This is a genomic window from Desulfobacterales bacterium (assembly GCA_034520365.1).
Classification (GTDB): Bacteria; Desulfobacterota; Desulfobacteria; order Desulfobacterales; family Desulfosalsimonadaceae; genus M55B175.
Genome location: JAXHNP010000008.1, coordinates 155,100 through 181,440 on the forward strand (window position 1 = coordinate 155,100; position 26,341 = coordinate 181,440).

At 53.8% G+C, this 26,341-nt stretch carries 20 protein-coding genes; 18 read left to right on the forward strand and 2 right to left on the reverse strand.

Annotation, left to right across the window (positions count from 1 at the left end; genetic code table 11):
• Window positions 1-52 precede the first annotated feature (52 nt).
• From U5L07_19545 to U5L07_19560, 4 genes are all read left to right on the forward strand, one after another.
• On the forward strand, window positions 53-469 hold the full coding sequence (locus U5L07_19545) for a DUF4338 domain-containing protein (GenBank protein ID MDZ7833942.1): 417 nt from the start codon (window positions 53-55) through the stop codon (window positions 467-469).
• 177 nt (window positions 470-646) lie between these two features.
• Window positions 647-1,099, forward strand: a complete 453-nt coding sequence (locus U5L07_19550) for a transposase family protein (GenBank protein MDZ7833943.1) — start codon at window positions 647-649, stop codon at window positions 1,097-1,099.
• Entirely contained in the window at window positions 1,078-1,827 is a 750-nt protein-coding gene (locus U5L07_19555; protein MDZ7833944.1) for an ISAs1 family transposase, read from the forward strand. Before U5L07_19550 ends, U5L07_19555 begins: the two co-directional genes overlap by 22 nt.
• A 133-nt stretch (window positions 1,828-1,960) precedes the next feature.
• Window positions 1,961-2,602 (forward strand): hypothetical protein, encoded by a 642-nt coding sequence (locus U5L07_19560; protein MDZ7833945.1) that lies wholly within the window; start codon window positions 1,961-1,963, stop codon window positions 2,600-2,602.
• Window positions 2,603-2,617: 15 nt separating this feature from the next.
• On the opposite strand, the gene U5L07_19565 is transcribed toward U5L07_19560, so the two are convergent.
• Window positions 2,618-3,136: a C-GCAxxG-C-C family protein gene (locus U5L07_19565; protein MDZ7833946.1), complete on the reverse strand. Its 519-nt coding sequence runs from the start codon at window positions 3,134-3,136 to the stop codon at window positions 2,618-2,620.
• A 571-nt stretch (window positions 3,137-3,707) separates the two neighbouring features.
• Here U5L07_19565 and U5L07_19570 point away from each other — a divergent pair.
• From U5L07_19570 to U5L07_19635, 14 genes are all read left to right on the forward strand, one after another.
• On the forward strand, window positions 3,708-4,886 hold the full coding sequence (locus U5L07_19570; GenBank protein ID MDZ7833947.1) for a DUF1302 family protein: 1,179 nt from the start codon (window positions 3,708-3,710) through the stop codon (window positions 4,884-4,886).
• Between the two features lie 13 nt (window positions 4,887-4,899).
• Window positions 4,900-5,310 carry a DUF1302 family protein gene (locus tag U5L07_19575; GenBank protein MDZ7833948.1) on the forward strand — a complete coding sequence of 137 codons (411 nt, stop codon included), beginning with the start codon at window positions 4,900-4,902 and terminating at the stop codon, window positions 5,308-5,310.
• A gap of 48 nt (window positions 5,311-5,358) precedes the next feature.
• On the forward strand, window positions 5,359-6,735 hold the full coding sequence (locus U5L07_19580) for a DUF1329 domain-containing protein (GenBank protein ID MDZ7833949.1): 1,377 nt from the start codon (window positions 5,359-5,361) through the stop codon (window positions 6,733-6,735).
• 111 nt (window positions 6,736-6,846) lie between these two features.
• Window positions 6,847-8,007 (forward strand): YCF48-related protein, encoded by a 1,161-nt coding sequence (locus U5L07_19585; GenBank protein MDZ7833950.1) that lies wholly within the window; start codon window positions 6,847-6,849, stop codon window positions 8,005-8,007.
• 19 nt (window positions 8,008-8,026) lie between these two features.
• The gene (locus tag U5L07_19590; protein MDZ7833951.1) at window positions 8,027-10,387 is read left to right on the forward strand and encodes an MMPL family transporter; all 2,361 of its coding nucleotides are present in this window, start codon (window positions 8,027-8,029) and stop codon (window positions 10,385-10,387) included.
• A gap of 26 nt (window positions 10,388-10,413) precedes the next feature.
• The gene (locus U5L07_19595; GenBank protein MDZ7833952.1) at window positions 10,414-11,358 is read left to right on the forward strand and encodes an MBL fold metallo-hydrolase; all 945 of its coding nucleotides are present in this window, start codon (window positions 10,414-10,416) and stop codon (window positions 11,356-11,358) included.
• An 81-nt stretch (window positions 11,359-11,439) separates the two neighbouring features.
• Complete coding sequence (locus tag U5L07_19600) at window positions 11,440-12,582, forward strand: 2-hydroxyacyl-CoA dehydratase family protein (GenBank protein ID MDZ7833953.1); 1,143 nt, start codon at window positions 11,440-11,442, stop codon at window positions 12,580-12,582.
• A 3-nt stretch (window positions 12,583-12,585) separates the two neighbouring features.
• Window positions 12,586-13,986, forward strand: coding sequence for a 2-hydroxyacyl-CoA dehydratase family protein (locus tag U5L07_19605; protein ID MDZ7833954.1), 1,401 nt, complete (start codon window positions 12,586-12,588; stop codon window positions 13,984-13,986).
• Between the two features lie 18 nt (window positions 13,987-14,004).
• Window positions 14,005-14,610, forward strand: a complete 606-nt coding sequence (locus U5L07_19610) for an AMP-binding protein (GenBank protein MDZ7833955.1) — start codon at window positions 14,005-14,007, stop codon at window positions 14,608-14,610.
• Complete coding sequence (locus U5L07_19615; GenBank protein MDZ7833956.1) at window positions 14,553-15,668, forward strand: AMP-binding protein; 1,116 nt, start codon at window positions 14,553-14,555, stop codon at window positions 15,666-15,668. Before U5L07_19610 ends, U5L07_19615 begins: the two co-directional genes overlap by 58 nt.
• A gap of 198 nt (window positions 15,669-15,866) precedes the next feature.
• On the forward strand, window positions 15,867-17,678 hold the full coding sequence (locus U5L07_19620; protein ID MDZ7833957.1) for an acyl-CoA dehydrogenase: 1,812 nt from the start codon (window positions 15,867-15,869) through the stop codon (window positions 17,676-17,678).
• Window positions 17,679-18,201: 523 nt separating this feature from the next.
• On the forward strand, window positions 18,202-19,713 hold the full coding sequence (locus U5L07_19625) for a long-chain fatty acid--CoA ligase (GenBank protein MDZ7833958.1): 1,512 nt from the start codon (window positions 18,202-18,204) through the stop codon (window positions 19,711-19,713).
• Between the two features lie 61 nt (window positions 19,714-19,774).
• Entirely contained in the window at window positions 19,775-21,925 is a 2,151-nt protein-coding gene (locus U5L07_19630; GenBank protein ID MDZ7833959.1) for a 3-hydroxyacyl-CoA dehydrogenase NAD-binding domain-containing protein, read from the forward strand.
• A gap of 63 nt (window positions 21,926-21,988) precedes the next feature.
• Window positions 21,989-23,173 (forward strand): thiolase family protein, encoded by a 1,185-nt coding sequence (locus tag U5L07_19635; protein MDZ7833960.1) that lies wholly within the window; start codon window positions 21,989-21,991, stop codon window positions 23,171-23,173.
• A 104-nt stretch (window positions 23,174-23,277) separates the two neighbouring features.
• Here the strand turns inward: U5L07_19635 and U5L07_19640 are convergent.
• Window positions 23,278-26,341, reverse strand: a 3,064-nt coding sequence (locus U5L07_19640) for a sigma-54-dependent Fis family transcriptional regulator (GenBank protein MDZ7833961.1), incomplete at its 5' end; no start/stop codon positions are given.

Consider the following 26,341-nt stretch of genomic DNA (forward strand, 5'->3'; position numbering starts at 1 on the left):
ATATAGCTGCCTGCGGCAATAAGTGCCGCGAAAAGGGAAACATACACGTTGTTTGCAAAAATTGATCGTTCGGCCAGTTCTTAAAAGCGAGGAAATCAGATTTCGCGACCTGATGCAAAAGCACCATTATTTGGGATTTGTTCCCAAAATGGGCCAAACACTATGGTACGTCGGCTGTATAGGGGAGCAATGGACATCGTTGCTCGGCTTTTCGGTCGCCGCTTTAAAATGCAAAGCCCGGGACAACTGGATTGGATGGGACTATCGTGTCCAATACGGCCCCTTGAAGGTGATTGCTAACAACAACCGTTTTCTGATCCTGCCAAACTGGCATATCCGGAATTTGGGGTCTCGAACCTTGGCGCTTTGCCTGAAGAGAATCGGGGACGATTGGATCAAATTTTTCGGATACAGAGTCGCTTTGGCGGAAACATTTGTCGATCCGGAGTTGTTTTCGGGCGCCGTCTAAAAGGCTTCGAACTGGCTGTTCGTCGGTCGGACGCGAGGTTTCGCCAGACAAAACAACGGCTATGCGGGGACGGTTGGAACTTCGAAACTGGTCTTCGTAAAACCTCTGGTCAAAAATGCGAGACGGGTTTTATCTCGGCCTTTTCTGGAAAACGAACATAAAAAAGCGGGAGGTAAAATGAATCTCAAAGCCGACCACATGCACTCGTTGCCGGATTTTTTCAAAACGACCCCCGATCCTCGCAGAGCCCAGGGCAGACGGCACAGCTTGCCGACGGTGCTTGCGATAGCCGCAGGCGCAATCCTATGCGGAATGCGCGGATACAAGGCGATTTCGGACTGGGCAAACGGACTGGGACAAAAAGCCAGAGCCCGTTTTGGTTGCAGAAGGGAAAAAGGCCGATACGTCGTGCCAAGCGAATCGATCATCAGGGACGTTTTGGTGCGCGTGAATCCCGACGATCACGATTCTGCACTTCAAAAGTGGAATGAAGCCTTCGGCGCTCAAGACGACGGCTTGGCGATCGACGGCAAAGTCATGTGCAACGCCGTCAACGAAGACGACAGGCAGATCCATGTCATGAACGTGGTCGGCCATGACAGCAATATTTGCTACACCCAAAAAAAGTAGGTACACTGCCCGTCGGCGAAGATTCGGAAGAACAAAAGCAAACCAACGAGATCAAGATAGCCATCCCTCTGCTAGAGGTTCTCGCCATAGAAGGCAAAAACATAACGGCCGACGCCTTGCACACCCAGACAAATTTTGCCGATTACACAGTCCAACAGCGAAATGCTCATTATTTTCTGATCGCGAAAAACAACCAGCCCACCCTGCGCTCCGACATCGAGTTCTATTTTCGCAATATCGACTCGGAACCGGAAGACGTCGATGTTTCCAGCGGGGAACACGGTCGCATAGAAACGCGCAGTATTTGGACGGCAACCGAATTGAACGGATATCTGAATTTTTTGCATGTTGCCCAAGCGTTTATGATAAAAAGAGAAACCATAGAGAAAAAAACGGGCAAGGTTTCAAGCGAAATTGTATACGGAGTTACAAGCAAGCCTTCCGAGGAAGCCTCTCCGAATATGATACAGAACACCATTCGCAAGCATTGGACGGTTGAAAACAGCTGCCATTACATTCTGGATTGGAACTACGATGAGGATAGATGCAGAATAAGAAAAGGATACGGTCCTGAAAATTTGGCCCGGCTCAGAAAATTCGTCATCGCTCTGATCAAATCCAAAAAGTCGGATGGTGTGGCACAAAAAATGAGAGAACTGTTCAGGAACACCAGAGCGGTGCTGGACTATTTGAAAATGACAAAAAATTCCCAGGCCGCCCGTCAATAGGATATAAACGGCTTAGAACAAATTAGCCGTGGACTGAGAAACGGATAAGGGGTAATTCTTCTAACAGGCATCAAACTTTTTACTTTGCCATTATGATTGGAAACGCTCAGCTCAGGTGGAGGGGAACAATTCAATGACAGCCCATGCCATGCCATATCACTTTGAAACCGGGCTGTACCGGCCGCCCAGCGAGGGGGGAAGCAACTCCCTGCTCGTGCGGTTCACCCGGAACTGCCCCTGGAACCGGTGCACGTTTTGCGCCATGTATAAAACCGAAAAATTTGCGCTTCGCTCCCTTGAGGCCATCAAGTCCGATATTGATGCCATGGCCGCCATTTGCGATGAGCTTGGCGCCATTTCGGCAAAAAGCGGCTCAAGCGGGGGAATCAGCCGGGATGCGGCGGTGAAATTCCTGGGTAACCACCCGGAGCTCAATTACCATGAAGGCTTTGCCATGCTTTTTAACTGGCTGATCTCCGGGGGACGGACCGCTTTTCTGCAGGATGCCAACAGCCTGATTATGAAAACAGATGATCTGGTGGCGGCCATTCGGGAGCAGCTCCTGGAACTGCGCGTGACCATGGAGGATCTGGATATCACCGGCAGGGTCTGCTTCGACCATGCCGGAAATTACTGGCGCGACCCCGGAGGCCGGCTTGTTTTTTCCCATGACTACGAAGGATACCGGTTTCCGGATGATAAGCCGCAAGTGCTGAAACGGATTGCAGAAGGACTGGCGGCGGACAATCTCCTGCCCGGCTTTCTGCGGTTTTAATGGGGCGAATCCTATTTATTGCCTGGCCGCCTCCCGTTCTTTTTCCTCCAGGATGATGTGCGCGGCCATCCGGGCAGTTTCGCCGGCCACCGTCGCGCATTTCTCCGGCATTCCGGCCTTGAGCGCGGCCTCCATTTCTTTGGGGTCATAAAGATTAAAAAACTTCCCCGCCAGCTGTGTCTGCAGATCCGCGCACCGGCAGGTGCCATATTTTTCAATAAAGGCGTCGTGAAGTTTTTTTGAAAGAATGCAGGCTTTGAGCTGTTTTTTCATGTTGCTGAACTGATCTCCGGATCGGCCGAAAAAGTAGCCGATCGCCATGGTCCCGCCGGACAGGGCGCCGCAATGGCCGTCGCCGCTGAGTCCCACCCCGTCGGCAAGGCCGGTGGCCGCCCGGAAAACCCCGTCGTCTTCAACTCCAAAAGCCTCGAATATCCCCGCAAGACAGCACTGGGCACATCCACCACTCTCCAGTTCATGTCTTTTAGCATTATCAAAAGCTGTCTGAAGAATTTCCGTTCTTTCTTTTTCCATTCGATTTGTCCCCTTCGCGTGAATTTCTGTGCCAATTTCAGTTTTTGCTGCGCTCATCATTTTTAATGGGCAGGCAAAAAGTTGCGACAAGCTGTCCACCCGGACAAAATAGAAAAATTTGCCGGGTTTGTCTAATTCTTAATTTTGACCCGGTTTTTAATTACGATCCGGCATGCCCGGTTCAGCCTGGCGGTCTTTAAGGCAGAACAAAAGAGGGTGAAGACTGAAATACGCAGTATATTGTTTCCATGCTCAATATGTTGAGGGAAGCCGCTTCCTTTCGGGTCATTGATTTTATAATTATCTGAAAAAAATGAATAAATATCTGTGGCATATTTTTTGAAAGAAAATAGTAAAGCCGAAATGCGTTTCCTGGAATAACAGCTCAGATGATATCAGCTCAGATGATATCAACTGATTGCATTACAGCGCCAACCGGCTTCAATGATACAAACCAACGGATAAGCCAAAAATTCAACAATCCAACGAAGGGGGGGGAGACAAGCTGTTTTAGAAGAAATGGAGGATTTTGATGAAAACTTTATTTCGAAAAACAAAAGGATTGAAAACAATGGAAAAACAAAGACCATTCAGCAAGCGGAAATTTACTGCCATGCTGAGCCTGTTGCTGCTGGCTTCCTTTCTCGCTGTCCCGCAGGCCTGGGGAATGAACTTTCAGTTGCACCCGGACATCAGTATGGACCTGGACACCACCTTGATTTATGGCGCGTCCATGCGGATGAAGGATGCGGACGAGAAAAACCTGGGGCTCAATGTGGACGACGGCAATCGCTCCTTTGAGCAGTATGACCTGGTTTCCAACCGCTTCACGGTTCGCTCCGCCCTGGATCTGAGGCGCAAGCATGTGGGCGTGTTTGCCCGGGGCCGGGCTTTTTATGATGATGCCTATCACGGATCCAATGCCAATGATTCCCCGGAGACACATAACAACTTTCTGGGCGGTTCACTTGATGATCACCAGAAGTTTACCGACGCGGCAGAAGACCAGCATGGCCAGGACCTGGAGCTGCTGGATCTTTACGGTTACGCGGATTTCAGTATCGCCGGGCGGCCCCTGTCGCTCCGGGTTGGCCAGCAGGTGGTCTCCTGGGGTGAGAGCCTGTTCACCCTGGGTGGTATCTCAACAGCGCAGGGCTATGCGGATGCAAACATGCTCAATGTGCCGGGCGCGGAACTCGTGGATATCTTTCTGCCTTCGGAGCAGGTTTCCGCGCGGTTTAATTTTTTCCGCAATCTCTCAATTGCCGGTTATTACCAGTGGGAGTGGAAAAAGCACCGCTCTGAGGCGGTCGGTTCCTATTTCAGCACCATGGATTTTGCTGATGAAGGCGGGTATCATATGCTGGCAGCCCCCGGCGTGCCTGTGACCGCAGACCGCATTGACGATGACCCGGCCAGCGATTCCGGGCAATGGGGTGTCAGCTTGAACTATTACGCAGAGAATTTAAACAGCACCGAATTTGGGCTGTACTATTTGAATTATCATGAAAAATTTCCCCTGGTCTTTACGGTGCCCGGCGCCGGTAATTTGACAATGGACTGGGGCGACCCGATGCTCAACTTTTTTGACAGCCTGGGATACTATCTGGGCTATCAGGAAGACATTGACTTGTACGGCGCCAGTTTCAGCACGCAGGTGGGCCCCACCAATGTTTCCGGTGAAGTTACCTACCGGGCCGATTACGCAACACAGGTGGCGGATCCCACGGCGCCTTTGAAGTTTTCCTGATGAGCCCTTTGACATTGTTCAGGCGCTGGCCTCGGCCATCCACGTTTTCGGCCCGTTTGCCTTTGTCGACACCAGTACCCTGATGTTTGAGGTCGGCATGAACGAAGTGTTAGACGATGAGAATCTTTTTAAAGACAAATTTGCCTGGGGTTCCACAACCAGGATGAGCTTTTCCTTTTTCCAGGTTCTGCCCCAGTTGGATATGACTGTGCCGGTGTCTTTTAAACATCGTCCAAACGGAAAATCTTCACTGCCGGGCACCTTTACCGAGGATCAGCACCAGGTTTCCGTTGGCACTGATTTCATTTTTCGCCAGAAATATGAGTTCGGGCTGAGCTACACGGATTTCCTGGGCTCCGCGGGTGATGAAGACCTGAAATCGGACCGGGACTATCTTGCCTTTTATGTGATGTACACGTTCTAAGGGCCGTATGCAGGGTAAAACTTAACAGATGATAACTGGGAGGCATCCATGAAGATTAAAAAAGGCCTATGTTTAGGCATCTTGTTCCTTTTTGTTGTAACCGCACCGCTTGCCGCTATAGCCAAAGTTTCGCCGGAAGAAGCGGCAAAGCTGAAATCCACCCTGACCCCGTTTGGAGCTGAACGGGCAGGCAATGCCGATGGGACCATTCCTGCATGGGATGGCGGCATTACCGGCCCCCCCGGCGGCGGCGAGCATAAACCCGGAGACCGGCATATCAATCCTTATGCGGATGAGGAAAAACTGTTCTCCATAACAGCCGAGAATATGGACGAGTATGCGGACAAGCTGGGAGAGGGGCAGAAAAAACTGCTTCGTACCCATCCCGAGACCTACCGGCTGGATGTCTATCCGTCGCACCGTTCCCATGCCGCACCGGAATGGGTCTATGAAAACACGTTCAAGAATGCCACCCGTGCTGAAACCAGTAACGAGGGGGTAAGCATCAGCAATGCCTACGGCGGGATTCCCTTCCCCATTCCGAAAAACGGCGCCCAGGTGGTCTGGAACCATCTTGTGCGGTGGCAGGGGGAGGCCAAGCACTATTTCTTCAATTCCCTTTACGTGGACGGTGACAACATCGTTATTGCCTCGGGCGTGGAAAACCACGAAAAATTCCCTTACTACGACAAAGAAAAAACCCTGGAAACATATGACTCGCAGGACTACTGGTATGTGCTGCTCGAGTATTTCGCCCCTCCCCGGAAAAAGGGGGAGACCCTGCTGGTGAGAGACCCTTTGAACCTGGCGAAGAGCCCACGTCAATCCTGGCAGTATCTGGTGGGGCAGCGGCGGGTGCGGCGGGCGCCGACCATTGCCTATGACACGCCCCTGTCTTCCATGAGCGGAATCCATACCTGGGATGACGTCTATCTTTTCAATGGCGCAATTGACCGGTATAACTGGAAAATCCTAAGCAAAGAGGAAATATATATTCCCTACAACTGCTACGACGCCCAGAAAGTGATGGACAAGAAGGAAATGTTCCCCCCGGAACATGTCAATCCGGATCATGTCCGCTGGGAACTCCACCGGGTGTGGAAAGTGGAGGGGACCCTGAAAGAGGGCAGCCGCCATATTTATGCCAAGCGGGTGTTCTACATTGACGAGGACTCCTGGGTATTGACGATGGCCGATAGCTACGACGCCCAGGGTTCTTTGTGGCGCTCCAATATCGCGCCCCTGATCAATGAATACCAGCTGCCCGGGGTGGTGCAGATGTTTTCTTTTTACTATGATTTCCGGATCGATAAGTATGGTGTCAATGCCTCCCAGGTAGGGCTTACGCCCTGGCGGACCTACCCGGAGCCCAAGCCGGATTCATTTTTTACGCCTGAAGAGCTGCGAAGAAGAGGGCGGCGGTAAGGTATCGCTCATTGCCGTTTAATTGCCCGGGTGATTGCAGCTGCCATGCTGCTGCAATCACCCCATTCCATAAAAACGATCCAACAATCTCAAGAAAACGTTGGAGAAGGTATGAGAAAAGTATTCGAAAAGGCTTGTCCCGCCAGATGGTTTTTCCTGCTACTTGCGCTCGTGCTTATGCTGCTTCCCCCGCTTGCAGGCGCCGGGGAGTATCGCGAGCTCAGCCAGTGGCAGGCCAGAAATGATTTGCTTGAAATCCCGGCGGTGGAATCTGATAAGGCGGCCTCTTCATTGCTGCTCGATATTGCCAAAGCGGGTGAACGCCTGGTCGCGGTCGGGGAGCGGGGTCATATCATATACTCCGATGATAACGGAAAAAGCTGGGAGCAGGCCGAGGTGCCCGTGATGGTGACGCTTACCGCTCTTGATTTTTCGACCCCGGAAAAAGGCTGGGCCGTGGGGCATGACGGGGTGGTGCTGCATACAGAAGATAGTGGCGAAACCTGGGTTAAACAGTTCGACGCCTTTGAAGCAAACCAGATGAGCCTGGAATATGCCCGAAAGTTGGTTGCGGCCAAAAAGGCCGAACTGGAACAGGCCGGGCAGGAAGAAAAAGCCGCCTTAAGCAAGGAGCTGGACGATTTAACCTATGAACTGGAGTACTGGGAGAGGGCAGAGGAGCAATGCTGTGTCCCGCTTCTGGATGTGTGGTTTAAAAACAGCAAGGAAGGGTTTGTCATCGGTGCCTATGGCCGGTTTTATAAAACCGCCGACGGCGGCAGGACCTGGTCCCCCTGGTGGGACAGGATTGATAATCTCTGGAAGCTTCATTTAAACGGTTTTGCCAATGCAAACGGCTCCCTTTTTATTGCCCGGGAATCCGGCGTGATATATCGCTCCACGGATGGCGGCGAAAGCTGGGAATCCCTTGAAACGCCGCATGATGGCTCTTACCTGGGTATTGTTGCCTCCCCGGAGCAGGATTTGCTTATCGCTTACGGAATTGGGGCGAAACTGACCTATTCAAAGGACGGCGGCAATACCTGGAAGCTGCTTCAGACAAGGGCCGGCGCTGCATTGAGCGCGGGCGCGGTAAGAAGCGACGGCTCGGTTTTGATTGTTTCCTATTCCGGTGTCATCCTTGCCGGCTCCGACAACCCGGAATCCTTTGTCCCGCAAAAAATAGGCGCCGGGTGGAATGCCTTGATTGAAACAGATGACCGGCATATTGTTCTCGTCGGTCTAAAAGGGGTTCATCGGACAGTTTTTTAATCGTATGGAGGGTCCATAAATGGAACACGGTGACGCCCAGCTATCTGGAACAACAGATAAAAAGGCCCCGTTGCTGGAACGGTTTATTTTCAGTTATCGATGGCTGCTGCTGCTGATTTTTGCCATATTGACAATTGTTTTGGGATTTCAGGCCAGCAAGCTGGATTGGGAAGTCAATTTTACCAAGATGATCCCGACCAAGCATACCTATATTGAAAATTACCTGGAATACCAGGACGAGCTCAGGGGGTTCGGGGATTCGGTCCGGATTGCCGTGGAAACCACTAGCGGCACGATATTTGACGCCGATTATCTGAAGGTTCTGCGCGATATTAATGACGAGGTCTTTTTCTTCCCCGGCGTGAACCGGGCGCAGCAGCAGTCGCTCTGGACCCCGCAGACCAGATGGCGCGAAGTCACTGAAGAGGGCTTTGACGGCGGCCCGGTAATCCCCTCTTCCTATGACGGGTCCCCGGAAAGCCTTTCCCAGTTGAAAACCAACGTCTTAAAATCCGGTGAGATCGGCTCACTGGTGGCCAATGATTTTAAATCCAGCATCATTGATGTGCCCTTATACGAGATCAACCCGGATACCAAAAAGCCGCTGGACTACCGGGATGTGTCCCAGCGCCTTGAAGAACTGCGGGACAAGTATCAAAATGAAGATATAAAAATCCACATCACCGGGTTTGCCAAGGTGGTTGGCGAGTTGATTGACGGCACCCGGCAGGTGGCCACTTTTTTTCTCATCGCCATACTGATCACCCTTCTGATGCTCTACGGATACTCCCGCGGGTGTATCCGCAGCACGCTGGTCCCCGTTCTGTGCTCCATTATCGCGGTGGTCTGGCAGCTGGGGCTGCTCAAAACACTGGGGTATGGCCTGGATCCATTCTCCATACTGGTTCCCTTTCTTATTTTTGCCATTGGCGTCAGCCATGGCGTCCAGATTATCAACGGCATCCATCATGAAATGATGTCGGGCACCGATAAGATGAGTGCCGCCCGGGGAGCCTTTCGTAAGCTATATAAACCCGGCCTGGTGGCTTTGGTCACGGACTGTTTTGGGTTTGCCACCCTGCTGGTCATTCAGGTCCTTATCATTCAGGAGCTGGCAATTGGCGCCAGTATCGGGGTGTTTGTGCTGATCCTGACCAACCTGATCCTGCTTCCGGTTCTTATGTCCTATGCCGGGGTAAATCCTGTCTCTGTCAAACATATCAAGGAGGAAGGCGAAGGTTTTGAGCACCGGGCCTGGCTTTTCCTGTCCCGGTTTACACGGAAAATGCCGGCATCGGTGACGGTGGCGGCGGCCCTTTTGGTATTTGCACTGGCGGCTTATTACAGCCAGGGCCTGCCAATCGGGCAGACCGGTAAAGGCGCGCCGGAACTGCGGCCGGACTCGCAGTATAACCAGGATGTCGCCTTCATGAACGAGAATTATTCGAAAAGCAGCGATGTTTTTGTGGTCATGGTAAAAACACCGGAAGGCAGATGCGGGGATTACCATGCCCTGGTCGCCATGGATCGGCTGCAATGGGACCTGGAGCACATTCCGGCCGTACTTTCGACCAATTCCCTGTGCACCGCTGCCAAGCGCGTAATTGCAGGCTTCAATGAGGGCAGCCTGAATTGGATGGCCCTGGCCCGAGACGATCAGGTGATGAGCAACGCGGTGCTTTACACGGCTTGGAAGAACAGGAACCAGGCCTGCAGCCTGGCGCCCATCAGGGTTTTCATGGAGAACCACGAAGCGGGTTCGCTTCAGGCGGTTGTTGATACCGTGGAAACGTTTGCCGCCGCAAACAATACAGAGGACGTCAAGTTCCTGATGGCCGCCGGAAATGCCGGGATTGAAGCGACAACCAATATCGTTGTTGCCCAGAAACAATATACCATGCTCTTTTGGGTCTTCGGCGTGATCGCCCTGCTGTGCCTGGTGACCTTCCGTTCTCTCCGGGCGCTCTTCAGCATTATTATCCCGCTTGCCCTGACCACGGTTCTTTGCCGGATGGTGATGATGTGGATCGGCGTGGGCGTCAATGTTGCCACTCTTCCGGTCATCGCACTGGGCGTGGGCGTTGGTGTGGATTACGGGATTTATATCTACAGCCGGTTTCAGTTTTATCTGGATGAGGGCATGCCCATATCCGGGGCCTATTACGCCACTTTGATGACAACCGGCAAAGCGGTGATCTTTACCGGCCTCACCCTGGCCGTTGGTGTCTGTACCTGGGTGTTTTCACCGATCAAATTCCAGGCGGACATGGGCATATTGCTGACATTCATGTTCCTGGTGAACATGATCGGCGCGATCATTTTACTGCCTGCCATTGCAAGCCTTTGGGAGCGGCGCCTCCGGGCGAACCATAAGCATTAAAATCAAGACGCCGCAAAAGGAGCTGGATGGAATTAAAAGAGCAAAGTTTTGGCCCCATACGAATCATTGCCGGTGACAAGGGCGGGCGATACCCCTCCTGCCACTCCATTTATGTGGAAGATGCCGGGGTCCTGATCGACCCGGCCGCAAACCGGGAGCGCCTCAAAGAGCTCAGGTCCCGGGATAAAGTGCGGATGATCTGGCTGTCTCACTGGCACGAAGACCACTTCCGGGACCTGGATCTGTTTGATGACAAGCCCTTGTGGATGGAGGCCAGGGACGCGCCCCCGCTTGCCGATATGGACATATTTTTTGATTGGTATGGCGTCAGCAGCGAACCCGGCGATCAACTCCGGTCCTATTGGGAGCCGATTTTAGAGAAGGCGTTTCACTTTCGGCCCCGCACGCCCGAGCGCTTCCTGGAAGACGGGGAAATTATCGATCTGGGCAGTGTCACAGTTGAAGTGATTCATGTCCCCGGGCATTCGCCGGGACATCTGGCATTTTTTTTCAGGGAACCCGGCGTCCTCTATATGGCGGACTGCGACCTGACGCCTTTCGGACCCTGGTATGGAGACCGGTATTCAAGCGTTGAGGACACCATTCACTCCATTGACCGGCTCCGCCGCATACCCGCAAAGGTCTGGTTGACTGCCCATGAGACCGGCGTGTTCGAAACACCGCCGGGGCCCCTGTGGGACGCCTACCTGGGCGTTATCGAAAAGCGCGAGGCAGCGCTGTTGGATTTTCTTTCAGCGCCCAGAACCATAAATGGAATCGTGGAGCAGTGGATCGTATACGGAAAGGAGCGAAAACCCCGGGTATTTTTCGAATACGGCGAGCGCGCCCACATGGAAAAGCACCTGGAGCGACTGATCCGCAACGGTGAGGTAGTTCTGGATTCCGGCCGGTACCACAGGACAAAGGGCGCATCCGTTTCCTCGTCTGCTCTTCGTTCGGGCGGCAGGTAAGCCATCTCGCTTTTTTTTCTCAACAATTGTGATGTTTCTCGAAGAACAATCCATCAGGGGTGAAGGGGACGGGTGCGTTTAATGAAGGCCATTGACAGGCTTGACGCCCATTTAAACTCCAGGCTCCCCGGGTTGCTGGAAGCCAGGGCGCAGGGCCGCAAGGTGATCGGCTATAGCGCCGGCGGCTATATGCCGGAGGAACTGGTTATCGCCTGTAAAGCGATACCCCTGGGTTTGGTGCAGGCAGGCGATAGTGACCTGTTGGATGCAGCCCGATCATATATCTGCAGATGGATGGATCCGTTCTGGCGAAGCCAGGCGGGCCTGCTGGCAACGGGCAGCGATCCCTATTACAATATGCTTGATCTGCTGGTCATCCCGGTAACCGACAACCACTGCCGCTTGTTTTCCAATACCGTTCAGTATTACTTCCCCGACGTGGAATCATTTCTTTTTGGGGTTCCCCATACAAAGGATGCGTCCGCCCTGGCTTATTATCTCAGCGGTATTCACCGGCTCAGGAAAAAACTCGAGGATTTTACCGGAGTGAAAATCACCGACGCCCGGCTGCGGGATGCGATTGATTTGTGCAACAGGGAACGGCAGCTTTTCCGGGAGATCAGCCGACTTCGCCGGGACGAACGCCTGCCGTTTAACAGCAGGGACTTTGTCGCCCTCCACCACGGCTCTTTTCTTGCGGACAAGACGGTGATGGTGGATATCCTGGAGGCATTCTTAAAAGAGGCCGGCTCCGGCGGCCCTGACAGTGAAACAGGCCCGCGGATTCTTTTGACCGGCTCAACGCTTGCCCGCGGCGATTCCGGGGTGATGGCGCACATTGAAGCGGCCGGGGCCGCGGTGGTGGTCGAGGAGTTTGCCGAGGGGCTCAGGCCTTACCGGCACCGGATAAAAAAGGAAGGGGATCTGCTTGCCGCGCTGGCTGAGGGTTACTTCATGGACCGGGTATGCCCGGGCTGGTTCCGGCCGGGAACCGAACGGCTTGATTTATTGATACAGCTGGCAAGGGATTATGACGCGGCCGGGCTGATCTGGTACCAGTTGATGTATCGCGAGTCCTACAAGGTGGAATCCTATTTTTTCCCGCAGATCCTTGAAAAGGTAACGGGGCTGAAGATGCTGGTCCTTGAGTCCGAATATGATGCCATGGCGCCGGCCTCCATGGAAACCCGTATTGAAACCTTTTTGCATACCCTGAGGAATTGATTGATGGCGCCATATTATGATGATTTGCTGCAGCTTTGCGGATTTGCGCCTGAAGAGATGGTGAGTGAAAGCCAGCGGGTGGAAGCGGCATTCGCCAGACTGGGAATCGGTCCCGATGACATGGCTGCGGCGGAGGCATGGGTCCGGCAGAATCACGATGTCCGCCTGACCGGCGTCCGGGAACTGCTGGGCGCATGGCTCAAAGAGCTTATCGACGTTGTTTTGGCAAAAGATGAGGGGAAAAAGGTTGTATATTTCGGGTTCCCCGCCATGCTTGGCCCGGGCTTGTTAATTAACGCCGCGTCCGAGGATGTTTATGTTTGCGCTCCTGATATGGTGCTCTGTCATACCATGGGGCAGATATTCAACAAACTGGACCCCATCATCGCGGCCGGAGAAGCCAACGGTCTGCCCCCGGGGCATGCCCTGTGCTCTTTGTGGAAAATTAAGATAGGCGCTGTTGCCTTGGGGATGATTCCTGTCCCAAATCTGGCCCTGGCATCCAGTTATTTCTGTGATATGGGCTCCAAGGCCGATGACCTGGTCACCGCGCTTTTTGGGACGCCCGTGGCTTATATTGACGGCGTGATGGATTCGCAATGGGGGGAATATCCCTCTTTTTTGCCCGAGCGCGTGCAATATCTCGGCGCTCAAATCAATCAGGCCTTTGACATGGCGGAGCAGGTCCTGGGTATTACAATCGCACCTGAAAACTGGGGGGAGGCCAGGGCGGTGGGCCAGGCGTTTGTCAGCCGGCTGGTCAAACTTGCCGGGTTCATGCGAAGCGACCCGGTTCCCGTGAGCTTCACCGCAATCGAGCTGCTGGAAGCACTTTCCGGCTCTTCCACCGGCCGGGGGATCCATGCAGGCGTCAAGGCCATGGATATCCTGATCGACGAGATCCGGCAAAGGGCAGCGGCCGGTGTCGGGGCCACAAAAAAAGGGGTGCCCCGGGTGATGATCTCCTTCGGCCACATGTCCGATCCGCGGGTTACGGGCCTAGTGGAGGATTCCGGGCTGGCTGTTCCATTGACACTGGTATTGAATGCCATTGCCGGCCCGCCGGCCGAGCCGGAAATGAATTACCCGAGCCCGGGTGAAATGGTCGCGGCCCATGAATTGGCAGGCGGCTTTTTTCACAGCACTTATGGAATCAACAAGCGCATGGAAGAGGCCCTTGAAGTGATGAAGCTCGATGGGTTTATCGCCAATTATATATATTGCTGCCGGCCCTCCGCGCTGCAATCGCATATCACCAAGGACTACCTCGAGGAAAAAACGGGGGTTCCGGTTCTCAGCCTGGAGCAGGACATTTATGACAGCAGCGCCTACACGGCTGATTCCATGAGAACCCGGGTGGAGACTTTTGCGGAAATGCTAAGGGACAGGAAAAAAATCAATTGAAAACAGAGAGGTGAATATATGCAGGAAAAATGGCGGGCCAACATCTGGCCCAAGGTTGACCCCATGGTACCGCCCCTGCCCCGGCGCCCCATCTTTGAGGAGATCCGGGAACAGGCCGGGATCAGACCGGATAAAACGGCCCTTAATTTTTACGGCCACGAGGTGAGCTTCAGGCAGCTGGATGCGCTCTCGGATCAATTTGCCGGCGCCCTGCTGGCGCAGGGGATTCAAAAGGGCGATCGCGTGGCCTTGTACCTGGAGAACTGCCCGCAGTTTGTCATCGGATTTTACGGCGTCATCAAAATGGGCGGGGTGGTGATTGCCTGCAGCCCCATGTATAAAAAAGACGAGCTGGATTATGTGCTCTATGACGCCCAGCCCCGGGCTATTTTACTGGAAGACAATTTTTTTCCGATTCTGGACTCCTGTGAATATGCATTTACCCCGGAGACCACCATTGTAACCAGTTTTTCCGATTTTCTGCCCCCGGAGCCGACCATCCCCATTCACTCCTCCATGTCTGCTGAGAAGCAGACCTTTCCCGGGACCACTGACTGGGGAGATTTTTGCAGCAATCCGCCGGTCAGCTGCCGGAAGTGGCAATCAATCCGGAGGAGGACCTGATCCTGCTCCAGTATACCGCCGGCACAACCGGCCGGCCCAAGGGTGTCATGCTGACCCACGAAAATCTCGCTGTGCACGGTGCCCTGGTGAAGCATTTTTATGAATATGCAGAAGATGACTTGCACCTGGTTATTCTGCCGCTTTTTCATGTCACCGGCCTGGATATCGCCATGAACCCGGCCCTGGCCAAAGGCAGCACGCTGATTCTTTTCGCCCGTTTCGATCTGATGACCATGCTCAATGTGATTGCCGACTATAAGGTCACCCACATGGTCACCATTGCCCCTATAAATATCGCCATGCTCAGTGTCCCCAACATATCTGACTTTGATTTCAGCCGCATCCGGCTGATTCTCTCGGGCGGTGCGCCCGTTCCCCTGGAAGTCCATCATAAATGGAAGAATACCATTGGCGTTCCCATTGTCGAAGGCTACGGGCTCAGTGAGTCAAGCGGCGGCATTATTGGCAACAACCGCCAGCACTACCAGCCCGGAACGGTTGGCGCCCCGGTTTATTATCACGATGTGAAGCTATGGAACAATGAGGAGAGCCGGGAGGCCGGCCTGGATGAGGCAGGAGAGCTCTGGATCCAGGGCCCCTGTATTATGAAAGGGTATTGGCAGGCTCCGGAGGAAACCCGGGCCATGCTCACAGATGACGGGTGGCTGAAAACCGGGGACGTGGCCAAAATCGATGAGGCGGGCTGGATCCGCATCGTCGGCAGAATAAAGGAGATGATCAAGGTTTCCGGCTACACGGTTTCGCTTGCCGAGATCGACGCCTATTTGCATGAGCATCCGGCTGTTGCGGAAGCCTGTACCATCGGGGTGCCGCATTCCTACCGGGGCGAGGAGCCCAAGGCCTTTGTGGTTTTGAACCCCGGCTATAAAGACAAGGTGACAGAAGAGGAAATCGTGGCCTTCTGTAAGAACAAGATGGCGGCTTACAAATATCCCCGGGCGGTAGAATTTGTGGAAAGCCTGCCCAAGAGCGGCGCGGGAAAAGTTTTGCGGCGGGTGCTTTCGGAGAAAGAAAACGCCGGGGAAAGGGCCGGCTGAGCGCAATCCGCCGGTGCCTGAGAAGAAGGGAAGATGTTTCCGAACGCGGCGGTTGAGTTTATGTGTAAATAAAGATTGTGCTGCGGATCATTTTTAAATATGACTTAAAGATCAATTTTATTTTTTATCATCAAGAGCAAAGCGCAGGCGCGCCCGCGGGTTCGCCTGCGCTTTGCGCAATCAAGGAGGAAGGTACGAATGGCTCAGGTTATTGCCGACCGCCGGGACATTGATTTTGTGCTCTACGAGCAGCTCAATACGGAAGCCCTGGCCAAGGAAGACGCATTTGCGGGACTCAACCGCAAAACTTTTGATTTGATTATCTCCGAGGCGCGCAATTTCGCGGTCAAGGAGATCTTACCCACCCGCGAGGATGGCGACCGCATCGGGGTCACTTTTGACAATGGTTTGGTGAAGGTGCCGGAGAGCTACCACCGGGTGCACAAGCTGCTGGTGGAGGGCGAATGGCCCTCCATGTCCGAAGATCCGGAAGTGGGGGGGCAGGGCATGCCCCACATTATCAGCCAGGCCGCGGCCGAATACATCGGCGGCGCCAACGGAACGGCCGTCGGCTATGCCCTGATGGGCCACGGCACCGGAAAGATGATTGATCTCTACGGCACTCAGGAGCAGAAGGATTTGTATCTCAAGAAGCTCTATACCGGGCAATGGGGCGGCACGATGCTTTTGACCGAGCCCAATGCAGGCTCTGACGTGGGAGCTTTGACCACAACAGCCGAAAAAAATGATGACGGCACCTACAGCATCACCGGCAACAAGATATTTATCACCAACGGGGAGCACGATCTTACCGAGAATATCATTCATCCGGTTCTTGCCCGGGTGGAAGGTGCGCCGGCAGGGACCAAGGGAATCTCCATCTTTATTGTTCCCAAGATCCGTGTAAATGCGGACGGCAGTCTGGGAGAGCCTAATGATGTCGTCTGCACGGGCATTGAAGAGAAGATGGGCATTCACGGCAGCGCCACCTGCAGCCTGGCTTTAGGCGGCAGGGGGAAATGCCGGGGGTATCTTTTGGGCGAGGAGAACAAGGGCATGCGGATCATGTTCCACATGATGAATGAGGCCCGCCTGGACGTGGGCTTCCAGGGTATTGTTGCCGCATCGACCGCCTACCTTTATGCGCTTAATTATGCCCGTGAAAGACTTCAGGGCCGCGAACTCGGGGCCGGCAAGGAGGCTGCGGAGCAGGTGCCCATTATCCGGCATCCGGATGTGCGCCGTATGCTTTTGTGGATGAAATGCCATGTGGAAGGCATGCGCAGCCTGGTTTACTATGTTTGTCAGTTGTTCGACACTGCCAAATGCACGGATGACCCGGAAACCAAAAAAGCCTGCAACGACATGGCCGAGCTGCTCACTCCGATAATCAAGGCCTATGGCACCGACCGGGGCTTTGAGGTCTGCGTCCAGGCGATACAGGTCTATGGCGGTTACGGCTATATCCGGGAGTACCCGGTGGAGCAGCTGGCCCGGGATTGCAAGATCCATTCCCTTTATGAAGGAACCAACGGCATACAGGCCATGGACCTGCTGGGCCGGAAGCTGGGAATGAATGACGGCGCCGTTTTCATGCAAATGGTCCGGGAGATGCAGGAGACCATTGCTGCGGCCAGGGAGGTGGATTCGCTGAGGGAATTGGCGGACCAGGCTGAGGCCGCTGTCAACCGCCTGGGTGAAGTGGCGCTTCACATGGGCAAATCGGCGCGTTCCGCGGCGTTTAAAACCGCATTTGCCGGCGCTGCGCCTTTTCTTGAGGTCACCGGCGATGTGATCATGAGCTGGATGCTCCTGTGGCGGGCTCGACTGGCTGCACAGAAGCTTGAAAACGGAGCGGCCAAAAAGGATCAGGCCTTTTACAAGGGACAGGTAAAGAGCGCGGACTTTTTTATCCATAAGGTGCTTCCCGGCACACTGGGTAAAATGAATGCCCTTACCAACGATAATGCGGCCGTGGTTGAAATCGAAGAAGCCTCTTTCGGGGGATGACAGCTCTCCTGTCAACAGTCGGCGCTCATGCGCCCGCCGGGAGCACTGCCGGTGATGTCAAAAAAAATTGCAGACATGAGTAATCGTATGGATATTGATCCCCGGGGCCCCGGGGATCAATACGGCCGTTTTTTCCCTCCTTCCGTGACCCCGAAAAGCGCCGGCCTTCAAATTTTTTTCCTGTAAATCCTAACGCGTCGCCCGGGCGGCAGGCAGGCGCAACATGTTGGCTGCCAGGATCAATATGTTGTTCATGCATGGCCAGCAGTCTTCCATTTCATCTCTAACATTTTGAAATTAAAATACAATTTTTATTGGCATCGTATTTGCAAATAACTCCCTGAAGCTTGATATGCCCCGGGAATGATGATTTTGAAGCAGTGAAAGGCGATGATATGGAAAAGATTTGGCTGAAGTCCTATGCCCCGAATGTTCCGGCCAGTTTGTCCTATAACGGCTTGAGCATGCCGGAACTTTTGACAAAAACCGCTGCGGCCTTTCCCTCCCGCCCAGCGGTGTCATTTTGGGAGCCCGCCTGAACTTCCGGCAGCTGGAAGCGCAGGTCAACCAACTGGCCAATGCCTTGATGCACCTCGGGGTGCAGCCCGGGGATAAAGTCGCCCTGCTGCTGCCCAATATTCCCCAAATCTGTGTTGCTGTGTATGCGCTCTGGCGGATTGGCGCCGTTGTGGTGATGAACAATCCATTATATACCGATACCGAGCTGGAGCACCAGATCAAGGATTCCGAAGCCGGTTTTCTGATCTGCCTGGATCTTCTCGCCCCCCGAATGGTTGCCCTGAAGCCCCGGACCCATGTACAGAAAATCATCGTGGCCCATATCCGGGATTATCTCCGGTTTCCGAAGAAACAGCTCTTTCCCCTCCTGGCCCGGGACAAGCATAAAAAAATGGCATCCGGCCAGGACATTATTGAATGGGAGGAACTGCTGCACGCTTTTCCTGATAAGCATCCGGGCACTAGAGCGAACATCGATGACGTGGCTGCCCTTCAATATACAGGGGGGACCACAGGCGTCAGCAAGGGGGTTATTCTGACCCATAGGAATTTTTCCGTCAACTGCCAGCAGGGGCTGGAGTGGATTCCGGACCTGGAGCCCGGGGAAGCCGTGGTTCTGGGTACGCTGCCCATATTTCACGCCTTTGGGCTGTTCGTTATGAATATGTGTGTTTCCGCCGGCTTTGCCAATGTGCTCATCCCCCGGCCGGAAGCGGGCGCGATATTAAAGGCGATTGACAAGGAGCGGGTGACGCTTTTTCCCGGCGTGCCCACCATGTTCATCGGCATGTTAAATGATCCCAAGCTCCCCAAATACGATCTTTCATCACTCCGGATTTGTGTTTCCGGAGCGGCGCCCTGCCCGGTCGAGGTCATCAGGCAATTTGAAAAAGTCAGCGGTTCGCAGATCGTGGAGGGCTACGGAATATCCGAGGCCAGCCCGGCCACATGCATTAATCCGGTTGGCGGCGTCAACAAACCGGGATCCATTGGACTGCCCTTGCCGGATACGGATGTCAAAATCGTCGATACCCTGGATTCAGACCGGGAGCTTGGCGTGGAGGAAGCCGGCGAGTTGTGTTTCCGGGGGCCGCAGGTGAGCGGGCAGGGGTACTACCGCATTCCCGAGGAAACTGCCAAAACTTTTTCAGGCGGATGGCTCTATACCGGTGATATCGCCAAATTGGATGCGGATGGCTACGTGTGGATCGTGGACAGGAAAAAGGACATGATTATTGCCGGGGGATACAATGTGTATCCCAGGGATATAGAGGAAGTGCTTTTCCAGCACTCAAAAATACTGGAGGCCTGCGTCAAGGGTATCAGCGACCCCTACCGCGGGGAAACCGTAAAGGCCTATGTGGTCATCCGGGAAGGCGGGCAAATGAGCGAGGCAGAGGTGATTGACTGGTGCAAACAGAAGCTGGCCGCGTACAAGGTGCCCAAGCTCGTGGAATTCCGGAATGAACTGCCCAAGAGCGCGGTGGGCAAGATACTGCGCAAGGATCTGGATTAGCGGAAAAATGCTTCATACGCAGTCAAGGATATATTGTTAATCATTTAGGGAGGTCCGGAAAATGAAAACAGATTTTAAGACAATCGATGTTGCGATCAAAGAGGGAACCGCCATCCTGCGATTAAACAACCCGCCGGTTAACCAGCTCTCCGCGCAGCTTCGCGAGGATATGCAGGAGGCCTTTGACCAGGCTTTTGCTTCCGATGAGGTCAAATCCGTGGTTTTGACCGGAACCGGGAAAAATTTTATTGCCGGCGCGGATATAAAGGAAATGCTTGAGGTAAGCGATGAGAAGGCATTGCTCCAGGGGGTTCTGGCCTATGATGCATTCTATAACCAGATCGAAGATGCGCAAAAGCCGGTTGTTGCAGCAATTAACGGCCCCGCCCTCGGAGGCGGCCTGGAGTTGGCCATGTCCTGCCACTGTCGCGTGGCAGCTGCGCCAATAAAGGTTGGCCAGCCCGAAGTTCAGGTGGGCTTGATTCCCGGCGCCGGGGGGACCCAGCGCCTGCCCAGGCTGGTGGGACTTCCCAAGGCCCTGGAAATGATAACCGTCGGCAACCCCATTCCCGCTGAACAGGCCCGGGAGCTGGGGCTTGTGGATGAAGTTGTGCCGCCGGGGGAACTGGAATCCCGCGCGCTTGAAAAAGCCGGTGAACTGGCCGCCAAGCCCAAAAAGCTTGAAGGGTGCCGGACCGGCCGGCGAACCGACAAACTACCCTCAGCCGAAGAAAAGTCGCAGATTATCGGGGCGGCCAGGGAGATGACCCGGAAAAAAGCCAAGGACTTCAGCATTCCCATGAAGGCCATCGATGCGATGGACAAGGGCCTGAGCGATGATTTCCAGGCGGATTTAAAGGTTGAGGCGCAAATTTTCGCCCAATGCGCGGTGTCCCAGGAAGCCCGGAACATGATTGGCATCTTTTTGAATTCCCGGGCGGCCGGGCGTGTGCCCCGGCTCAAGGGGGTGGCGCCAAAAAAAATCCAAACCGTTGCCATGCTGGGCCTTGGCGTCATGGGCTCCGGGGTTTCCAATCTGCTGTTGCGCAATGGCTACCAGGCCATTTTGTGGGAGGTAAATGAAGAAGCGCTGGAACGGGGTAAAAAGGCGGTTCGCAAGACCTTTGCCCATCCCATAAAAAAGGGCTCCATGTCGGAGGCGGATCTGGAAGCGCTTTTCAATGCCCAGGCGGATTTTACAACGGATCTGGCAGCCGTGGCCGGTGCAGACCTCGTCATCGAGGCGGTTCTTGAAGATATGGCGATCAAAAAGGACCTGTGGTCCAAGGTGGACGGCATTTGCAGCCCGGAGGCCGTTTTTGCAACCAATACTTCCGCCCTGCCTGTTTCCGAACTGGCCGGGGCACTGAAAAATCCGGCGCGAATGATCGGCCTGCATTTTTTTAATCCGGCTGAACGCATGCAGCTGGTTGAAGTGATCAGCGGACGGGAGAGCTCAGATACGGACCTGGCGACAGGAGTGGATTTTTCAAAAAAAATCAAAAAAATACCCGTTGTTGTCAATGACGGGCCGGGTTTTTATGTCTCCCGCCAGTTGAATGCCCTGATGAATGAATGCTTTTTCATGCTGGAAGAGGGCTATCCCATGAACGTTGTGGATCGTGTGTTAACCGATTTTGGAATGCCCATGGGGCCCCTGACATTAAACGACCTGACCGGGATTGATATCGGCTATCATGTGGCCAAAAATTTCGAGGGCGCCTTCGGCGAGCGCTGGAAGCTCTCCGAACTGCATCAGAAGGTCTTTGACAGCGGCTTTTTCGGCCGAAAAACCGGGGCCGGGTTCTATGACTATTCGGATAAGAAACCGGTCCCGAATCCCAAAATACAGGAACTGATTGATAGTCATTTAAAGGAAAACGGGGTGAGTCCAAAAGAGGCGGCTGATGTTGATAAGCAGGCGCTTTTGGACCGGATGATGGCAAGGGCCATAAACGAAGCGGCTTTCATGATAGCGGAAGGAATCTGTGACCGGCCCTGGGATATGGACCTGGCAATGGTTTATGGCTGCGGCTTCCCCCCCCACAAAGGCGGGATCCTGCGTTATGCCGACAAATGGGGCTTAGACAATGTCAGGGACAGGCTGGAAAAATTTCATGCCGTGTACGGCGAGAGGTACCGACCTTGCCCCTTGATTGCGGAACTGGCGGAAAAAGGGCAAAATTTTTATGAAATGGGCTCCCAAAAATAATGCCGGTGAAAAGCGCAGGACAGCAATTATTGCTTTAACATCTTGAGACGCAAGGAGAATTTTATGAGCAAATTAAAAGGTAAGGTGGCGATTGTTGGAATAGGGGAGGTGCCGACCGGCCGTCACAAGGACACGCCAACTATCTATCACGCCATCGAATCGGCCAGGCAGGCAATCAAGGATTCCGGGCTGTCAAAGGATGATATTGATTATGTCATGCCGACAGCCGCCTTGTACAGTGCGGCCTTTAACACGGAGATGGTTACCGCCCGGGTCGTAGAGGAGCTCGGGCTTTGGAACGCAAGAAAAAACTGCCAGATTTTTGCCGGCGGCGCCAGCAGCAGCTGCGGATTGCAGATGGCCGCCAGCCTGATTTATTCCGGAGCCGCCAAAAATGTGCTATATGTTCATGCGGATCGGCTGGGCACCGGCGTGGATCTGCAGGCCGGCATTGATCTTTTTGCCACAGCCGGGACCTCGCCTGAATGGGAAGTGCCTTTTGGACAGCACTATTCAGTTGTTGCGGCCCTGAGCACCACCCGGTACCAATATGAAACCGGGACCACCGATGAGCAAATGGCCGCTGTCTGCGTGTCCAACCGCAAGTGGGCCGAGTTGAATCCCAACGCCTATTTCCGCAAACCCCTGAGCGTTGAAGAGGTAATGGCCTCCAAAATGCTCTCCACGCCTTTACGGGCCAAAATGTCCAACATGCTCTTTGACGGTGGTTCGGCCTTTGTCCTGACAAGTGCGGAGCGGGCAAAGGATTTGAAGGAAAAGCCCGCCTATGTGCTGGGAGAGGGGGGATTGGTCACCCATTTTGTCTATTCCCAGGAGCCTGACATCACCCGGTTTGCATGGGCAAAGGCCGCCAAAGAGGCGTTTGAAGAGGCCGGCATCGGTCCGGAGGACATCGATGTGGCCGAAATCTATGATTCCTATCCCATTTTTCAGATTCTTGGATTCGAGGAGCTGGGTTTTTGCGAAAGAGGCCAGGCCGGAGAAATTTTTGCCAGGGGCGACACCTGGCCGGGAGGCCGTATCCCTTGTACCACCGACGGCGGGATGCTTTCCAAAGGGCATATAGGTGCGGGCGGCGGTGTGTCCCTGCTTGTGGAGGCGGCGCGGCAGCTGATGGGCAAAGCCGGGGAGCGGCAGGTGCCGGGTGCGCGTTTTGCGGTGGAGACAGCTACGGGCGGAACTTATTTTGATTCTCAGGTTACCATTTTGGGCAATGAAATCCCCTGACGGCAGCATCCTTTTGCCCTGAAATCCACAAGGCCCCTGCTGCCGAGGCAGCAGGGGCCTTGTTATGTGTTGTCCGGCCGGAATCAGGAGAGGGACTCCGGCGATCAGCCGGGTCGCTGAATGCCTAATTTTTTCATGCGAAAGGTCAAGGTGGACGGATGGATGTCCAGGAGCTCGGCGGCGCCGCCTTTCCCCCGGACTTTCCAGTTGGTTTGCTGCAGCCCCCAGAGGATATGCTGCCGTTCGTTTTCCTGAAGGGTTATCGCTTTTCGCTGTTCACAATCGGTGACTTCGCTGGCTTTGAACTCAGGCAGTCGCAGTTTCTCCCCGGTGCTCAGTATGCAGGCGCGTTCGATGATGTTTTGTAATTCTCTGATATTTCCAGGAAATTCGTATTCCTGCAGCCTGGCCATATCACTCTCAGAGATGCCCCTGATGTCCTTTGCCATCTTGTTGGCAAAGATGTGGAGGAAATGCTCTGCCAACAGCGGGATATCTTCTTTTCTTTCCCGAAGCGGCGGGACGTGAATGGGAAAAATGTTTATCCGATAATACAGGTCGGATTGAAAATGCCCCGACTGGACGAGATCGGCAAGCGCCTTGTTGGTGGCGGCAATCAGCCGGAAGTCCGAGCGCAGGGTCTCCGTCCCGCCCACCCGCTCGAACTCTTTTGTCTGCAGCACACGGAGCAGGCGGATCTGGGTATCTGTTGAAATGGTTCCAACCTCATCGAGAAAAAGGGTGCCGTGGTGCGCCAGTTCAAACCGGCCGGTGCGCTTTTTCTGGGCCCCTGTAAATGCGCCCTTTTCATGTCCGAACAGTTCACTGGAGATGAGGTTTTCCGGCAGGGCGCTGCAATGGACGCTGATAAAGGGGTTTTTCTTTCTTTGACTTAAATCATGAACCGCCCGGGCCACCAGTTCCTTGCCCACACCGGTTTCCCCTTCAATAAGCACCGTCGCGCCGGTATCGGCGACCTGGGTTATTTTTTCCATAACCTCGGCAATGGCCGGGCTTTTTCCGACAATTCCCTTGAAATTTAAGGAGTTGTTGTGTTCCTCCTGGTAATACTGCTTTTCTTTGCGAAGTGTTTTGTTGAGTCTTTTGACCTCCTGGTAGGCCTGAACATTATCCAGGGCAAAAGCAGCCATAGCTGCAAAGTAAGCGAGGATCCCCATGTCGGATTTTTGAAAACCGCTGTTTAACAGGCGGTTGTCATGGTAAAGCGCCCCCATAATGTGTTTTCTCAAAATCAGGGGGACGCAAATCCTGGACCGGAGCGGCTGACAGGAGAAATCGTGGCCGGAGTTCATTGCATCCAGATTTTTTATGCAGCCTTTTCCCGATTTCGCCACTTCTTCAATAAGCTGGTAGGATGAGGCAAATTCCGGGTGGGTGATCTGGGCGGAGGTCAGGTTTTTGGAGCCCCGCAGCTGCAGGCTGGTTTTGTCTTTGTTCCAGAGGAAGATGGCGCCCCGCTCGGCACCGGTAATCTTGTTGACAGTTGAGATGATGTACTGGATCAGATCCTTGTTGTCATTGATGGCCACCATCTCCTGGCCGAGTTTCAATATTTCCTTTAACAGGTTCTCCCGCTTGGGCCGGGTTTCAATGAGGCTGACAAGGTCGTCCGGAATCAGGTTTTCATTCAGTTCCGACAGGGCGCCGGCACCGCTTTCGGCGAGCTGGCGCGCTTCCCCCTTCTCTCCGCTTGAGAGTTTGATCCGGGCCAGTTCCAGGCGGGATTTGGCCAGTTCGATGCACTGCCCGGATTCTTCCAGGCACTGGATGGACTGGTTAAGGGAATGGCAGACTTTTTTGGTTCCCGCATTTTCCTCCATTTGCATAAAGGCCTGGTATCGGTAGCCGATTCCCTTCATGAAGATGTTTTTGCCAAGGGTATACTTCCGGACCATGCTGTTTAGCGACAATTCGTCAAAAGAGGGGAGTTCCCCTTTTCTCATGGCCATGGCAAGGGAGATCTGATAGGGGTATATGTTGACACTGATTTTAACTTCATTGCTTTTATTGATAAAGTTTCTCAGGTGTTTCAGGCAGAGCTGGTTTTTGCCTTTCAGATAGTAGCTGTAGGCCAAAAACAGCTGAACGGTGATCAACACCCAGTTGTTGTTCGTTTTCTGGGCTTCTTTGTCCGAAAGGGTCAGGTAGTAGATGGCCTCGTCGATTCGGTGGGTCCTCAGCAGGATCTCGCCGATGTTGCCCGAGGCATAGGCGGCAAGGTACATGTCTCCCTTTTCGATGCAGTGGCTGCGGATGGCGTAAAGCATGCCCAGGCCCTGGGTCACCTGGCCGGTCTGGGCATAGCAGAAGCCCACCGTAAGGGCGGCAAGCAGCGGAAACTCCCCGTTGGGGTACCGGTCTATGTCGGGAACCGATTTCTCATAATTTTCAATAGCTTCTTTAAACCGTCCCTGCCAGAACAGGAAAAAGGTACTGAAGGTGCTGGCCGCCCGCTTCAGCTTGGGGTCGTCGAGTTCTTTAGCCTGCGCCCATCCTTTTTCAAAATGGTTCAAAGCTTCGTCGTATTTGGTTTTAAGCCATTCATTTTTGGCGATATGCATTTCAATAAGCGCCTGGCACCGCTGGTCGCCGCTGGTCTCGGCCCTTTCAAGGGCGGTGTTCAGGATGCCCAGGACCTTGTCCGTATCCTGCTGGGCAGTGGATATTTTGGAGAATTTGATGGCGGTATCAATGAAGACGTCGTCTATGGCTTTTCCCGATTTATCCGAGAGGTCTCCCAGCACTTTGGAATAACATTTAAACGCCATTTCCTGATTGTAGTTGTGGAGGTGCACGTCACCGGCATGCATCAGATAGCGGCAGCCTTCAAAGCTGTTTGTGATTTCCAGGAGCTGATGGGCGATGGGTTCGCTCTCGTTTTCGATATCCCTTGGGAAATCACTGAGCAGCATTTTTGAAATCTGCTCCAGCAGATTGTGTTTTTGCCTGGGCTCGAGGGCGACCTGGAATTTTTTCTGGGTCGCTTTCTGCTGGAAAGCATAGATGCCCGGGCTTTTGTTCGAAATCAGGCCTTCCTTCCTGGCTTCTTCCAGCTCGGAAATGAGAAGGGTGATTCTTTTGCCGGTAAGCTCGGCAAGCCAGTCGATGGAAAAGGAACTGTCAAAAAGTGAGGCTACCCGCAAGTAT

Coding starts and splice junctions, on each gene's coding strand:
- U5L07_19550 (MDZ7833943.1), top strand. CDS start 647: ATGAATCTCAAAGCCGACCACATGCACTCGTTGCCGGATTTTTTCAAA.
- U5L07_19560 (MDZ7833945.1), top strand. CDS start 1,961: ATGACAGCCCATGCCATGCCATATCACTTTGAAACCGGGCTGTACCGG.
- U5L07_19565 (MDZ7833946.1), bottom strand. CDS start 3,136: ATGGAAAAAGAAAGAACGGAAATTCTTCAGACAGCTTTTGATAATGCT.
- U5L07_19570 (MDZ7833947.1), top strand. CDS start 3,708: ATGGAAAAACAAAGACCATTCAGCAAGCGGAAATTTACTGCCATGCTG.
- U5L07_19580 (MDZ7833949.1), top strand. CDS start 5,359: ATGAAGATTAAAAAAGGCCTATGTTTAGGCATCTTGTTCCTTTTTGTT.
- U5L07_19585 (MDZ7833950.1), top strand. CDS start 6,847: ATGAGAAAAGTATTCGAAAAGGCTTGTCCCGCCAGATGGTTTTTCCTG.
- U5L07_19590 (MDZ7833951.1), top strand. CDS start 8,027: ATGGAACACGGTGACGCCCAGCTATCTGGAACAACAGATAAAAAGGCC.
- U5L07_19595 (MDZ7833952.1), top strand. CDS start 10,414: ATGGAATTAAAAGAGCAAAGTTTTGGCCCCATACGAATCATTGCCGGT.
- U5L07_19600 (MDZ7833953.1), top strand. CDS start 11,440: ATGAAGGCCATTGACAGGCTTGACGCCCATTTAAACTCCAGGCTCCCC.
- U5L07_19605 (MDZ7833954.1), top strand. CDS start 12,586: ATGGCGCCATATTATGATGATTTGCTGCAGCTTTGCGGATTTGCGCCT.
- U5L07_19610 (MDZ7833955.1), top strand. CDS start 14,005: ATGCAGGAAAAATGGCGGGCCAACATCTGGCCCAAGGTTGACCCCATG.
- U5L07_19620 (MDZ7833957.1), top strand. CDS start 15,867: ATGGCTCAGGTTATTGCCGACCGCCGGGACATTGATTTTGTGCTCTAC.
- U5L07_19630 (MDZ7833959.1), top strand. CDS start 19,775: ATGAAAACAGATTTTAAGACAATCGATGTTGCGATCAAAGAGGGAACC.
- U5L07_19635 (MDZ7833960.1), top strand. CDS start 21,989: ATGAGCAAATTAAAAGGTAAGGTGGCGATTGTTGGAATAGGGGAGGTG.